General features: G+C 41.7%; 15 protein-coding genes. 7 read left to right on the top strand and 8 right to left on the bottom strand.

All coding sequences use genetic code 11. The features are described from left to right. The first annotated feature begins 19 nt into the window (after positions 1-19). A complete protein-coding gene (locus tag J7I96_RS26080; protein ID WP_214770586.1) occupies positions 20-202 on the top strand; it encodes a hypothetical protein in 183 nt (60 codons plus the stop codon). Between the two features lie 805 nt (positions 203-1,007). Then, positions 1,008-1,568 (top strand): peptidoglycan-binding domain-containing protein, encoded by a 561-nt coding sequence (locus tag J7I96_RS26075; RefSeq protein WP_214924765.1) that lies wholly within the window; start codon positions 1,008-1,010, stop codon positions 1,566-1,568. 493 nt (positions 1,569-2,061) lie between these two features. On the opposite strand, the gene J7I96_RS26070 is transcribed toward J7I96_RS26075, so the two are convergent. Beyond that, entirely contained in the window at positions 2,062-2,508 is a 447-nt protein-coding gene (locus J7I96_RS26070; RefSeq protein WP_214770593.1) for a hypothetical protein, read from the bottom strand. Positions 2,509-2,707: 199 nt separating this feature from the next. Here J7I96_RS26070 and J7I96_RS26065 point away from each other — a divergent pair, with 199 nt between their 5' ends. Together J7I96_RS26065 and J7I96_RS26060 are read left to right on the top strand one after the other, a co-directional pair. Beyond that, positions 2,708-4,135, top strand: coding sequence for a phospholipase D-like domain-containing protein (locus tag J7I96_RS26065; RefSeq protein ID WP_214924763.1), 1,428 nt, complete (start codon positions 2,708-2,710; stop codon positions 4,133-4,135). Positions 4,136-4,266: 131 nt separating this feature from the next. Then, positions 4,267-5,118: an MBL fold metallo-hydrolase gene (locus tag J7I96_RS26060; RefSeq protein WP_214924752.1), complete on the top strand. Its 852-nt coding sequence runs from the start codon at positions 4,267-4,269 to the stop codon at positions 5,116-5,118. Between the two features lie 50 nt (positions 5,119-5,168). Here J7I96_RS26060 and J7I96_RS26055 read toward each other — a convergent pair whose 3' ends face one another. From J7I96_RS26055 to kynU, 6 genes are all read right to left on the bottom strand, one after another. Continuing rightward, positions 5,169-5,504 carry a hypothetical protein gene (locus J7I96_RS26055; protein ID WP_214924751.1) on the bottom strand — a complete coding sequence of 112 codons (336 nt, stop codon included), beginning with the start codon at positions 5,502-5,504 and terminating at the stop codon, positions 5,169-5,171. 140 nt (positions 5,505-5,644) lie between these two features. Further along, positions 5,645-6,277, bottom strand: coding sequence for a LysE family translocator (locus J7I96_RS26050; RefSeq protein ID WP_214924749.1), 633 nt, complete (start codon positions 6,275-6,277; stop codon positions 5,645-5,647). Positions 6,278-6,423: 146 nt separating this feature from the next. After that, entirely contained in the window at positions 6,424-7,050 is a 627-nt protein-coding gene (gene kynB / locus J7I96_RS26045; RefSeq protein WP_214924746.1) for an arylformamidase, read from the bottom strand. A 39-nt stretch (positions 7,051-7,089) separates the two neighbouring features. Next, positions 7,090-7,944, bottom strand: coding sequence for a tryptophan 2,3-dioxygenase (kynA, locus tag J7I96_RS26040; RefSeq protein ID WP_214770613.1), 855 nt, complete (start codon positions 7,942-7,944; stop codon positions 7,090-7,092). A 45-nt stretch (positions 7,945-7,989) separates the two neighbouring features. After that, the gene (locus tag J7I96_RS26035) at positions 7,990-9,411 is read right to left on the bottom strand and encodes an amino acid permease (RefSeq protein ID WP_214924743.1); all 1,422 of its coding nucleotides are present in this window, start codon (positions 9,409-9,411) and stop codon (positions 7,990-7,992) included. An 88-nt stretch (positions 9,412-9,499) separates the two neighbouring features. Next, positions 9,500-10,777 (bottom strand): kynureninase, encoded by a 1,278-nt coding sequence (gene kynU / locus J7I96_RS26030; protein WP_214924735.1) that lies wholly within the window; start codon positions 10,775-10,777, stop codon positions 9,500-9,502. A gap of 171 nt (positions 10,778-10,948) precedes the next feature. Here kynU and J7I96_RS26025 point away from each other — a divergent pair, with 171 nt between their 5' ends. Next, positions 10,949-11,563 carry a TetR/AcrR family transcriptional regulator gene (locus J7I96_RS26025; protein WP_053536079.1) on the top strand — a complete coding sequence of 205 codons (615 nt, stop codon included), beginning with the start codon at positions 10,949-10,951 and terminating at the stop codon, positions 11,561-11,563. Positions 11,564-11,620: 57 nt separating this feature from the next. On the opposite strand, the gene J7I96_RS26020 is transcribed toward J7I96_RS26025, so the two are convergent. Next, positions 11,621-11,983 carry a hypothetical protein gene (locus J7I96_RS26020; RefSeq protein ID WP_215048191.1) on the bottom strand — a complete coding sequence of 121 codons (363 nt, stop codon included), beginning with the start codon at positions 11,981-11,983 and terminating at the stop codon, positions 11,621-11,623. 278 nt (positions 11,984-12,261) lie between these two features. On the opposite strand from J7I96_RS26020, the gene J7I96_RS26015 reads away from it, so the two are divergent. Both J7I96_RS26015 and J7I96_RS26010 read left to right on the top strand, forming a co-directional pair. After that, complete coding sequence (locus J7I96_RS26015; RefSeq protein WP_034309581.1) at positions 12,262-12,609, top strand: lmo0954 family membrane protein; 348 nt, start codon at positions 12,262-12,264, stop codon at positions 12,607-12,609. Positions 12,610-12,628: 19 nt separating this feature from the next. After that, on the top strand, positions 12,629-13,264 hold the full coding sequence (locus J7I96_RS26010) for a PspA/IM30 family protein (RefSeq protein WP_096338052.1): 636 nt from the start codon (positions 12,629-12,631) through the stop codon (positions 13,262-13,264). The last annotated feature ends 38 nt before the right edge of the window (positions 13,265-13,302 follow it).

The raw sequence follows: 13,302 nt of genomic DNA, 5'->3' as shown, positions 1-13,302 counted from the left end.
TAAAAATAAGGTGATGTAAATGAGAGCAAACTTGGATAAAATTTTACCAGTTGTCGCTTCTGTCGGAGTAGGTATAGCCACTTATCAAATGTTGAGCGGAAAAGGCGGGAAAATGAAAAATATGGTGCCGCTTGCCACCAACTTGATGGGAATGGGGACTGGGATGCCAGGGCAGAATCAACAACAGCCAGAAAATCAATAAAAACCAAAATTCATCTCCTATAGGGGATGGTTTCAGACTTTAGACAATCTCGATGAAAATCGCGAGTTTGTCTAAAGTCTTTTTTTGCGGAGTGTACAATTTGAACGTTGATTTCCGCTCCAAGCACTCGCTTTCCGCGGGCGGTCGGGGAGCCTCCTCGGCTTGTGCCTGCGGGGTCTCCCTAGACGCGCTTTTCCCGCAGGAGTCTCGCACCTTTCGTTCCAATCTTCACTTAGTTTTTAAACTTTAGGAGAAATCCTTATTTCTAAAGTTTAACTAGGACTTGTACAACGAACGTTGATTTCCACTACAGGTACTCGCTTTCCGCGGGCGGTCGGGGAGCCTCCTCGGCTTGCGCCTGCGGGGTCTCCCTAGACGCGCTTTTCCCGCAGGAGTCTCGCACCTTTCGTTCCAATCTTCACTTAGTTTTTAAACTTTAGGAGAAATCCTTATTTCTACAGTTTAACTAGGACTTGTACAACGAACGTTGATTTCCGCTCCAAGCACTCGCTTTCCGCGGGCGGTCAGGGAGCCTCCTCGGCTTGTGCCTGCGGGGTCTCCCTAGACGCGCTTTTTCGCAGGAGTCTCGCAAATTAACTTTGTTTTGAAATTATAGGTAACCCCCAAAAAAACGGGACTTCCATCATAGGCTCACCTCTGGAAATGACACGATGAATCATATTTACCATTTTTTATAATTAAAGTAATGAAACACCAATAAAATAGCTCCTTGCGTTATAATGAATGGGCTCCTAAGGGAAGTGTCAGAAACCTGCAGGAGTGATCATTTGAATGGAGGTTATATGTGTTGAAGAAAAAATTATTGGTCATGATTCCAACAGTTGCCTTGATGTTGGCCCCTTTAGGAACGGGGACTTCAAATACCGAAGCGGCATCAAAGGGGAGTCAAATCCAGAAAATCGAAACGAAGGCGGAAACACGCCCGACCCTCAAGAAAGGCTCACGTTCAAGTTATGTAAGAGACTTACAGCAAAGCCTTAAAGATGTTAAATATCATGTAGGTGTTGATGGGATTTTCGGTACCCAAACACAAAATGTGGTAAGGGAGTTCCAAGAGGATCATAACTTAGCTTCAGATGGTATCGTCGGACCGAAGACATGGGCTGCTTTAGATGAAAATAAGGTGGAAAGAAGACAGTTCACGGAGAAAGACGCGATTGGGTTAGGGAAGAAGAAGCTGGGTAGCAACATCTTATTCAGCGGTGATGGAAGATTGCTGAAAGATGGCAAGGGAAAATCATATTACAACTTTAAAGCAGCTAATAAAGATTGGATCGATCAAGGCGGCTCCGGAACGATTGGGTGGTTCCACATTTATAAAGATGGCCGTGTAGTGGAACAATAAAGGATATACATGCAAAAATGGTTCTCACTTTAAGTGGGATTTTTTTTTGTGAAGGATCAAGTAGACTAAATACAGCTATTTTTGGCTATAAATAACAAGTAAATACAGATATAATAGTAAATGGACAGCAATTTGGTATAGTGGGCAGCGGTCACTCCTTTGCAGAAAGGGGGTGTCGCTGGTGATTTCTATTATGGACGGACTGATGCTAATGATTTCATTCGCCTCTTTAATCGTCGCAGTAATCGCGGTTACATTAAAAAAGTAACCCCCTCCATACCATCCGGCCAGATGTATGTAGGAAAAGGGTTACTTTCATGATCGAGTAGCAACTGACTTACCACAGAAAGCCGCTGCTCTTTATGCAGTTTGCTGTTCATTGAGACGCTGGTTTAACCAGTGTCTTTTTTTTTATATTTATTATTATATCCTCATTTTCCCTATACATTCAACTAAAAAACCTGGATGAAATCTTGAATAAAAGTAAAATCAATTAGATTTTCGTTAAATTACTGCCGTTTTCCAATTTGAATGATTTCATTCCTTTATAAGAAACAATCACAGGAATCATACAAAGCAAGGCCATCGGCAAACAATATAGAAGATAGAAATGCCCTCCGTCATCGAGCAAGGGAATGAAGGCTAAAGCAACAAAAAGTAAAGTGAAAAAAATGATCGTGAAAATCCCGAAAGATTGATGATAGAATGCATGTATTTCCCTTCTTCGTTCATCCTGGTTGGGTAAGGTCTTTGCTTCTTTGTGCGTTCGAAGGAATAGATACAAGGAGAACATTAGAAATAAAGCGGAAAATGGCAAAGCGATCGCAAATAATGAAACGTCAAGAATGGAAAGATAAAAGCTGGATAAAAAGAAAACCTCTGATACCCCTAATGCAAAACAATAATTGAAGATACTTATTCTATCAGGTTGTTTAAGCATGAAATCCCTCCTTTCTATATCATATTATGCAACTGCTTTCATGTTCACCACTTTGTCACATTTAAAAGGAAAAAAATCCTTCCGGTTCCACTCATCGCCGCTCTCTGCCCCGTCATGTGTATCAAGCCTGCAGATGTTGAATAGAGTCTTTGCATATTACGAATAGTAATAAAATATCGCTTAAAGGGGGGAGTGCTCAATGACTGTAAAAACGGCAATTAAGGGATTATTGCTTGTTCTTCTATTATATTTCCTTTATGTAGTTGTGACGGCTGTTGTTCTTTTCCCCAAAGCAGAAAAAGAAGAAGACAGGCCGATTAAACAGGTAAGTGAATATATGGGAGAGAAGGAAGCCACCGTGGATCGTGTCCTGCTTTTCGAAGACGGTTATGAGTCTGGACTCGCAAGAATGCGAATGATCCAGGAAGCAAAGCATTCAATCGATATCGCCTACTATGCTTTTGGAAAAGGCGAATCGACCGAGCTTTTACTTGGATCCTTGATTGATGCGGCTGACAGAGGTGTGAAAGTCCGAATCCTTCTGGATGGAATGGCTCATGGGCTTAGAGGTCAATTAAGCAGTGCCCGTTATGCATTGGCTTCACATGAAAACATTGAATTAAGATATTACGAAACCTTTAAGCCATTTAAGCCGTGGACCTGGCATAATCGCCTTCATGACAAGATCATCACGGTAGATGGAAAGTTAGGCATCATCGGAGGGAGGAATATTGCCGATAAGTACTTAGCAAGCAAGCCGCCGAGGAATTTTGTCTATGACAGGGATGTACTCATTTTCAATGCTAAAGAAGAGAAAGATAGTGTAATCGTTGAAATGAAGGACTATTTGAATGAATTATGGACCCATCCGTTTACGAGCGATGTTTTTTCGGACCTGTCAAAAAGGCAAACGGAAAAAGGAAAACGCGAAAGAAATGCATTAGCGAAAAAATACAGAAAAGCTTTGCGCACTGAAACCGATTTCGTGAAACCAGTCGTCGATTGGAGCAAGGCTACAACACCTACTAAAAAAGTGTCCTTCATTCATAACCCGATCGAACGGTTCAACAAATACCCTATAGTGTGGAGATCTTTAATGAGTATTGCTGCGAACGCCAATCAATCGGTATACATCCAAAGCCCCTATATTGTCCCTGCGGATGCCTTGAAGGAATATGTACCGATGCAATTGGATTCAAAGGCTGATTGGACCATACTTACCAACTCAGCTGCCTCAACCCCGAACATGATCGCTTTTTCCGGTTACTTGGCTTTTAGGGATAGCGTCGTTGAGACGGGGGCAAGGGTATATGAATATTCAAAGCCTTATTCTTTGCATGGTAAATCGATTGTCTATGATCAACGATTAAGTGCAGTGGGTTCCTACAATTTGGATTCTCGATCTGCCTTTTTAAATACAGAATCGATGGTGGTCATCGATAGTGAAAGGTTTGCAGTGCAGTTGATAGGAGCCATCGATTCAAAGATCAAAAATAGTACACTCATTGCGGACAATAAAAAATATATACAACTGCCGGAAGATCGGAAAAGGGAAGAGTCCTTTTTCAAGGCCACCTTTTTAAATGCCCTATCGAAAATTACGGTATATTTCAATAGGTTCATTTGAAACATGACTAAAAAGACAGCAATCTCAGTGATTGTTGTCTTTTTAGCCTTTTGCGGAGATTATCTTATGAATACATATGTAATTTGCTATACTTGAGCAAGCTAATCACAACAATTAAGGAGAACAGAAACATGCAAACATTACAGCACCTATCGAAACATATTGTCTACCTGCCGCCAGTTCAGGAAACGGATCGCCCGGTTCTTGCCGCCGTGAAGGGAAACAAGAAAACACTCATCATCGATGCCGGTAACTCTGTCAGGCATGCGCAGCTCTTTGAGGATGAATTGCAACGGAATGATATAAGCGGGAATTTCCTCGTCCTTACCCATTCACATTGGGACCATGTATTCGGACTGGAGAATATCGGGGTTCCGGTGATTTGCCAGGAAAAAACATACACGAACATTAAAGAAATGCAGCTTCTTTCATGGGAAGATCGGGCCCTTGATCAACGGGTCGAAGAAGGGACGGAGATTGCCTTTTGTGCCGATGCAATCAAATTGGAACATGGGACGAATAGAGAGATTTCCCTCCCCCTGCCCGATATCATCTTTGAAAAAACGATGACGATCGATCTCGGCAATATAACCTGTGTCATCGAACATGTCGGCGGCGACCATGCCAATGATTCCTGCATCATTTATATACAGGAGGAAAAGACCTTATTTCTGGGAGACTGCCTGTATGCCAATCTTTATGCGGAAAAATGGAATTATACGGCTGAACAAGCTTTGCTGCTTCTTAAGAAAATTGAAGCCTATGATGCCGAAACATATATTCTTTCCCATCATGATCAGCCTCGAACGAGACTGGAGATGGAGGCGGAGCTTAAGCTAATGAAAGAATGTGCCAGAGCGGTGGTCGAACATCGGGGAAACCGGGCTTTAATGGAGCAGGAATTGGCAAAAGGATTAAAGCGGGATTTAACTGAGGACGAGCTCGAAACGATTGGATTTTTCGTGAATGGGTATGTTGAGTGACTGAACTAAAGTGGGGTGTGAGCTCGGCATTTTTGGGCTCACACCCAGGCCTATACAAAAGAGATAATTAACGTTAATAGTGCTGAAACGATAAGAACTGATAGGATACCTGATATGATTTTCCCTGCTTTTGCTCCTCTATTATCGGGATATATTTGACCAATAATAAAGGAGGGGATGAAAAATATAGCCGAATAGAACACGGTATAATGAATACCTGAATTTCCATTTGACCAGGGGCTAAGTCCGATAATATGTAAAATATGATCTCCCATGCAAGGTTTATCGCCAAATTCAAACGTAAACAATATTCCCAATAAACATAACACGAAAGAAAGTGAACCTAATCCGATATCTTTTGTTTTCTTAACTTCAATGGTTGTCATGTTCTTTTTTCTCCTAGTAATGAAAACCAAATTATGGTTTTTATTGTAACGTAACTCAGCAAGTACTTAAATCCATACACCTATATCAGAACCCCAATAAAAAAAACTGCACCTCCAATTGTCTAAAGGTGCAGTTCAAATTAATTATGAGCTTTTTCTAGAGCTAGCTTTAACCCGAAACCAATCAAGACCGTCCCGGTTATCCCCTCGAATATCGCTTGGGTTCTAGGCTTTTTCATGAAAGCACTGATCTGGTTCAGCAGATAGATATAAAATACAAACCACAACGCAGTTAAAACGGTATACGTCATGCCCATGATCAGGAACGGTAAAAACGTATCATTCCCCGGATTCACGAACTGAGGCAGAAACGTTAAAAAGAAGACGGCCACTTTAGGGTTCAGCAGATTGGTAAGGAACCCTTGCTTAAAGCATGACTGGTTTTCGTACTTATTTTTGACCGACGTTTCCGCAGCTGCGGCCACTTGCTTATTCCTTAATCCCCAGAGAGTCTTGAAGCCTAGATATACCAAGTAAACGGCACCGACATATTTGAAGATGGAAAATAATAAAGCGGATTTCACAATGATTGCTGAAAGCCCGAACACGGCAGCAGATGTATGGATGAGCAGGGCACAGCATGTGCCGAACATCGTTTTAAAACCTCCCGATGTCCCCACGGTAACGGTGTTCCTTGTTGCTATTGCTGTATCTGGACCAGGTAAGATGATGAGAAGGATGCACATGATGATGAACAGATAAAAGTTTTCCATATTCAGACCTCCACTCTTGGTGATGAATTCTGAAAATTATAACATAGATGCAAGTGGTTTAGGGAGATAAATTTGAAAGTTAATGATTACAAAAAAAACAAGCCAAATCAGTTTTGATCTGGCGTGTTTTTTTAAAAAACATTTTGTCAGGGCGACTTTCTCAACACAGCACGTACCGGACTTCCATCTGCTTCAACCAAAGGAAGAGGGAGGGCCGCCAACTCATAATTACCCGGTCCGATACCGTCTAATACAAGTCCTTCCAAAATGTGAATGCCATGATCGGCAAGTTCATGGTGGGCAGACAGCTCTTTACTATCCAGTGGATCTACTGATGGTAAATCAAGTCCAATCAGACGGACGCCGTTTTCTGAAAGGTATGCCGCTAATTCTGGCTGGATATGTGGAATGGTTTGTGGAAACTCACGTCGATCCTTCCATGCATCCGTGCGAATTAACAGACGGGTAACGCCTTGTAGATCTATATGGGATAATTCATCGACTCCGATGCTTGTCTTGTTTGGTAAATGGATAACTCGGGCATTTCCTATATATAAGTCGAGATCCAAATCAATCACTCTTTTTCCATCATCATCAAAATGAAAAGGTGCATCAATATGGGTACCGGTATGGATACTCATATTGATTTGACCTACATTGACAGATCCGCTCTGTTCTTTACTCCAATTGACTTTATAAGAGAAAGGTGTATCTCCAGGCCAGACTGCAACGTTATCATCCAGACGTTGTGAAATATCAATCCATGTCCCCATGCATTTACCTCCAGTTCTTCTGGCTGTTTCTTGTATATCTTATAGCTTCGTTCTTAGACTCCATAGTTCTGGGAAAAAGTGTTGATCCAGTGCTCTTTTTAAATACGTTACACCTGATGATCCGCCCGTTCCTTGTTTATTACCAATAATCCTTTCCACTGTAGTCATATGATTAAAACGCCATAATTGCTGTTGATGGCCGATGTCCACTAACTTCTCGCCCAGCTCATATAAGTCCCAATATTGCTCAACATCGCGGTAAACTGTCAGCCATGCCTCTTCTACACTGGCATTTGGTTCATATCTTTGGGACCAATCCCTGCTGAGGGCTTCTTGATCAATAGGTAATCCGCGTGCCACAAGAGCATTGATCGCCGCGTCATAAATACTTGGCTCATGAAGGGCCTGCTGCATTTGCTCGTATAAATCCGTTTGGTGCTGATAGACGGATAGCGTATGGACATTTTTGTTTCCTAATGCAAATTCAATCAAACGATTCTGATAAGATTGGAATCCGGAAGATTGTCCCAATTTATCCCTGAACTCCATGTATTCAGCCGGCGTTAAGGTTGAAAGGACATTCCATGACTGGATCAATTGCTGCTGAATCCTCGAAACCCGCGACAGCATTTTAAACGAGGGTTCCAACTTGTTTTGGCGGATGGACTCAGTTGCTGCTGTCAATTCATGTAAAATGAGCTTCATCCATAGCTCACTCGCTTGATGGATAACGATAAATAGCATTTCATCATGATGATCGGAGCATCTATGCTGACTGGTTAAAATTTTATCAAGGTGGAGGTAATCTCCGTAAGACATCGATTTTTGAAAGTCGGTTTGAATTTCTTTCTCCAAACCCGTTATTGTTTGTTCATTTTTATCTATATTCTTCATTCCGCAATCTCCTCACTTTTCGAAAAAACTATTTATTCCGCCATTCTATTCTATCTTCTTTTTCAGAGATTCTTCCATTACATTATGGTTAATATTTCTTCTTTTTGAAATAAAATAAGCAACAGCTAAAAAAAGTAACCAAGGAATCCCGAATTGAAGCATGATTTTGAAATCCGTAAACCATGACGTAATCATCAAACTGAATAGAAGAACGGCTCCTAGTATCGTTAAATAGGGGAAACCGATCATCCTAACAGGTAATTTGCGTCCGCCGGTTTTCTCCCATTTCACCCTGAAAAACAAATGGGAAATGAAGATCATGAGCCATGTGAACATGGCACCGAACATGGAAATCCCCATCATGAAAGCATAGGATGAACCAGGAAGTAACGCATGAACGCCTGCAGCGATGAAAATCCCCGTTGAAGAGACAGCAAGTGCTTTTGTAGGGACACCGCTTTTGTTTAACTTTCCTAAAAAGCTAGGTGCATGTTTTCCGCGTGCCAACGAAAACATCATCCGTGTTGAAGCATAGAGCTGAGCGTTCATGGCAGATATGGCAGCCGTTAGAATGATAAAGTTCATGATTCCGGATGCACCTGGAATGTTCAGGATTTCCATAACTTTTACGAATGGGCTTACCTCGATCCCAGCCGTTTTCCAAGGAACGATCATCAGCATGATGCCGATTGTCAGCACATAGAAAGTGGATAAACGGAACACGGTCGCTTTTAATGCTTTTGGGACAGCAGCATCCGGATCTTTTGCTTCCCCTGATGTAACCGCTATCAATTCAGTCCCAAGAAAGCTGAATAAAGAAATAAATACGGCTATCCACATCCCCTTCAAACCAAATGGGAAAAAACCGCCTTCATTCACGAAGTTTTCCGGTCCTATATGCGGCTGTTCGGATGAACCGAACAGTACATAGGCTCCAAGGAGGATAAAACCAACAATGGCACTTATTTTAATGAAGGAGAACCAATACTCAAATGTCGCGAATGTATTCACGCTGGTAGCATTCACATAAATCAGGACACCCGCAAACAACAATATCCATACGATTCCCGGCACGTTCGGAAACCAATAATTCATATATACGCTGACTGCACTCACTTCAACCCCAACAGCCAAAACATTGCCAATCCAATAGGAATAGCGGACAAGATAGCCTGCCATTGGACTCATGTACTTTTCCGCAATGGCCCCAAAAGATCCGGAAGTAGGGTGGGCAACCGTCATTTCGGCTAAACAGCCCATCAATAGTAAGACAATGAACGCCCCAAGAGCATAGCTGAGCAATACACTTGGCCCTGCCGCTTGAATCGCAAGTCCGCTGCCAAGAAATAGCCCCGTCCCGATGGCACAGCCCATCGCGATCATGGAAAGCTGACTTGTTTTCAGCTCTCGCTTCAATCCTTTTTCCGGCTCATCTTTAAAGTTCAATTGAGTATTGTTTTTCTCCATAGTTCATCTCCTTTTTATCAAAAAGATTTTATCCTGCCCCAATTAATTAACCATTTGAGGGATGAGCCCCATCTGGCGGAACTCCGGGTTATGCGACCACTTCACGCTCATTCTTGTATTTTTCATATTGTTTTTCTGACATGATTTTCTTGAGTATTTGTACAACTTCCCAAACTTCCGCATAAGAAGTATAGAGTGCAACCGGGGCGAGGCGAATGATGTTAGGTGCACGGAAATCTGGAATGACACCGTTCTCTTTCAATGCCTTGCATATCCGTGCAGCTTCTTTATGCTCGAGGCTTACATGACCTCCGCGGCGGATGTCTTCTCTTGGAGTTCCAATGAAAAATCCCATGTCTTCCAATTCGAATTCGACTAAATCCATTAAATATTGATTGATTTTCAGGGATTTTTCACGAATATTTTCAATTCCAGCTTCTATAAAAATGTCCAAAGATCCAATCAAAGGTGCACAACTTAACACATGCGGCGTGCCAATTTGATACGCTCCTGCTGATTCAGCTGGTGTTAAGGTATGTTCCATATCGAATTGTTTCTCTTTTTTGGAGCCGAACCATCCAGCCAATCCAGGCATCGTCCCAAAATGTTTTCGATTTACATATAAACCGCCAACACCGCCAGGGCCGCCATTTAAATGTTTATAATTGCACCAATACGCAAAATCCACATCCCATTCGCTGAATGAATGCGGGATGGCACCGATGGAATGACATCCGTCAAATCCGATTACAATGCCTCTTTTATGAGCTTCATCAGTCAATCGTTTCATATCCAGTATTTGACCGCTGCGATACAGGACCGTCGGCAAGATGATCAAAGCGATGTCATCGGTCATTGCTTCGATAATGTCATCCTCTTCAAGAAATCGGCCATCACGGCTTTTCACGCGGATGAGATCGGTTTCCGGATCGTATCCATGTGTACGCAGCTGACTTTGAAGAGCATAAATATCAGTCGGGAAGGTTAATTCATCAGCCAAAATTTTTCTGCGCATTCCTTCAGGCTTATAAAAAGTGGCTACAAGCTGATGCAGATTTACAGTTGTGGAGCCGGTTACAATAACTTCCTCGGGAGAAGCTCCGACCAATTGGGACATCTTCGCGCCCAATTTCTCAGCCATGAAAAACCATGGGTGATTCCCTTGCGTCCATCCATCAATCCCATGCTCTTTCCAATCTTCCAAAGACTCCAGAAGAGTGCGTTCAGCCCTTTTCGAAAGAAGCCCCAATGAGTTTCCATCCATATAGATGGAATCCGGCTTTAAATAAAACTCTTCTCGAAAACCTTTTAGCGTATCATTCTCATCCATTTGTTTAGCGTGATCCAATGTATATTCAGAAACCATAATCATCCTCCTATATTAGTTTTTTTAAATTCTAGGAGAATCGTACCAAAGAATATGACATAGTGTCAATAAGTTAATTCAGAAAATTATAAACATTCAAGCTGTCATTCCAACAAATGTTTTTTATTTCATGGAAATCCTTTATGCTAGAAGATAAAGGGAGGAATAAGCATGGAGAATGGCAAAACAGGGGATAAACGGCATTTACGCTCGATCATGACACGACAAAAGCTATTGGAAGCTGCAAAGGAAATATTTCTTGAAGAAGGTTATCAAGCTGCGCTTATTTCCCAAATGATCAAAAGGGCAAACATCGGATACGGGACGGCCTATGTTCATTTTAAAGGGAAAGAGGATCTGTTAATTGTATTAATGGAAAATGTAATGGAGCAATTCTATGAAATTGCCGAAACCTCTTTCTTTCCAAAATCAAAAGATGAAGCAAAACATATCATCAACAGACAAGCTAATGCATTTTTGAAAATGGCAGAAGCTGAACGCAACATGATGCAAGTTTTCGAACAGGCCATTGGGATATCAACCATTATTTCAGATAAATGGAAAGCGATCCGCATGAAGTTCATTCAGCGAATTTCGCAGGACGTCGCCTATGCACAGCAAAACGGGCTGGCAAGAACTGAACTTAACCATGAGCTTGTCGCAAGAGGATGGTTTTTCACAAATGAAATGTACCTATGGGAAATCGTCCGAAACGAACATCAAAGTTCAGTAGAAGAAATTGCTCAAACCATCACCTCAGTCTACGTCGAAGGCTTATATGTGTAATGATAATGGCAGCTCACCAATCTTCCGGTTATAAACAATCGGAAGATTTTTTTATTTTCAAAACTCACGAGTAAAGTGGCCAAATTCACGAGTAAAGTGCTCAAACTCACGAGTAAATAGCGCAAACTCACGAGTAAACTGCTCAAATTCACGAGTAAAAAGCGCAAACTCACGAGTAAAGTGCCCAAACTCACGAGTAAATAGCGGAAACTCACGAGTAAAGTGCAAATTCATGAGTATATCGCGCAAACTCTGGTATATATCGATTAAACTTTCGAATATATCACTCAAACTTACAATTAAGGTGAAATTCACGAGTAAACTGCTCAAACTCACGAGTAAAGTGCTCAAACTCACGAGTAAAGTGTCCAAATTCACGAGTAAATAGCGGAAATTCACGAGTAAAACAGCAAAACTCACGAGTAAAGTGCCCAAACTCACGAGTAAAGCAGCAAAATTCACGAGTAAAGTGCAAATTCATGAGTATATCGCGCAAACTCTGGTATATATCGATTAAACTTTCGAATATATCACTCAAACTTACAATTAAGGTGAAACTCACGAGTAAACCAAAAACTACATTAGCATCGGACTTACAGCGTCTACGCCTTAAGTCTTACTAGAAAATATAGCTAAGGCTCATTATACGAACTTGTAAAAGTAGATAAGATATAAACATAGAAAGGAGGACGAAAACAATGAAGAAATTTGGTTTATTTATTGTAGGACTGATCGCACTTTTCCTGTTGCTGGCGAACGTTGGCCCACTGATCAGCCTGGCGATTTGCTTGGCGATCCTATACTTTGGGTTCAAGCAGTTCATGAAGTCCGAATCGACAGGGGCGAAGATTGCGTGGGGATCAGTCTCCATTATCGTGCTGATCGTTTCTATTTCCCATATCCCGGCAATATTGGGACTGGTGGCAGCTTATGTTCTTTACCTGGTTTATAAAAAATGGAATGAAAATGATGAAAGTGCTTCATCGAAAGAAAGTGACCCATTCTCAAATTTTGAAAGAGAGTGGAAAGAGTTGAATAAGAACTAATAGAAGGGGTGTAATTGGAATGGGTAATTTATTTTCTAGAATGAAACAAACGATTTCGGCTGATTTTCACGATCTGTTGGATAAAAAGGAGCAAAAAAATCCAATTGGGATGTTAAATCAATATTTACGTCAATGTGAGCAGGAGACGGAAAAGGTCGGTAAGTTGCTTGAACGTCAATATCTTCTGAAAGAAGAGTTTACGCGTGAATATAATCAAGCGCAAAATCTAGCTGAAAAACGTAAGCATCAGGCTGAGATTGCCAAGCAGTCGGGAGAAACCGATCTAATGGAATTTGCTTTAAAGGAAAGCCTGCACTATGAAGAGCGGGCGCAAAGTTTGAAAGAGGCGCATAAAAGTGCAGAGGTTCAGTTGGCTGAGCTGGAGCGGAAATATGAAGAAATGAAACATAAGCTGAAGGATATGCATCTAAAGCGGTTGGAACTGATGGGCAGGGAAAATATTGCCCGGGCAAACAACCGGATTAATCGGGTTTTGGACGGAGGCAGTTCCGAAGCCAAACCGGTAGCGATGTTTGAAGAAATGGAGCATTATATCGATCGCATCGAGCACCAGGTCCATACAGATTATAATCGGCATACGATCGATGCCAGGATTGTTCAGCTTGAAAAAGAATTGGAACAGAAAGAAGCGTAAAGTTTTTTCAAGGCATCGCTGTCATCCCCTCGCCTTTT

Origin of the sequence: Bacillus sp. ISL-78 (assembly GCF_018613455.1) — a bacterium.
GTDB lineage: Bacteria > Bacillota > Bacilli > Bacillales > DSM-1321 > Peribacillus > Peribacillus frigoritolerans.
This window is presented reverse-complemented; position numbering and strand designations above follow the sequence as displayed.

Excerpts from the sequence above, each read along its gene's own strand:
- J7I96_RS26025 (WP_053536079.1), top strand. The coding sequence starts at position 10,949 with ATGGAGAATGGCAAAACAGGGGATAAACGGCATTTACGCTCGATCATG.
- J7I96_RS26070 (WP_214770593.1), bottom strand. The coding sequence starts at position 2,508 with ATGCTTAAACAACCTGATAGAATAAGTATCTTCAATTATTGTTTTGCA.
- J7I96_RS26010 (WP_096338052.1), top strand. The coding sequence starts at position 12,629 with ATGGGTAATTTATTTTCTAGAATGAAACAAACGATTTCGGCTGATTTT.
- J7I96_RS26035 (WP_214924743.1), bottom strand. The coding sequence starts at position 9,411 with ATGGAGAAAAACAATACTCAATTGAACTTTAAAGATGAGCCGGAAAAA.
- J7I96_RS26080 (WP_214770586.1), top strand. The coding sequence starts at position 20 with ATGAGAGCAAACTTGGATAAAATTTTACCAGTTGTCGCTTCTGTCGGA.
- kynB (WP_214924746.1), bottom strand. The coding sequence starts at position 7,050 with ATGGGGACATGGATTGATATTTCACAACGTCTGGATGATAACGTTGCA.
- J7I96_RS26065 (WP_214924763.1), top strand. The coding sequence starts at position 2,708 with ATGACTGTAAAAACGGCAATTAAGGGATTATTGCTTGTTCTTCTATTA.
- J7I96_RS26055 (WP_214924751.1), bottom strand. The coding sequence starts at position 5,504 with ATGACAACCATTGAAGTTAAGAAAACAAAAGATATCGGATTAGGTTCA.
- J7I96_RS26015 (WP_034309581.1), top strand. The coding sequence starts at position 12,262 with ATGAAGAAATTTGGTTTATTTATTGTAGGACTGATCGCACTTTTCCTG.
- J7I96_RS26050 (WP_214924749.1), bottom strand. The coding sequence starts at position 6,277 with ATGGAAAACTTTTATCTGTTCATCATCATGTGCATCCTTCTCATCATC.
- J7I96_RS26060 (WP_214924752.1), top strand. The coding sequence starts at position 4,267 with ATGCAAACATTACAGCACCTATCGAAACATATTGTCTACCTGCCGCCA.
- kynA (WP_214770613.1), bottom strand. The coding sequence starts at position 7,944 with ATGAAGAATATAGATAAAAATGAACAAACAATAACGGGTTTGGAGAAA.
- kynU (WP_214924735.1), bottom strand. The coding sequence starts at position 10,777 with ATGGTTTCTGAATATACATTGGATCACGCTAAACAAATGGATGAGAAT.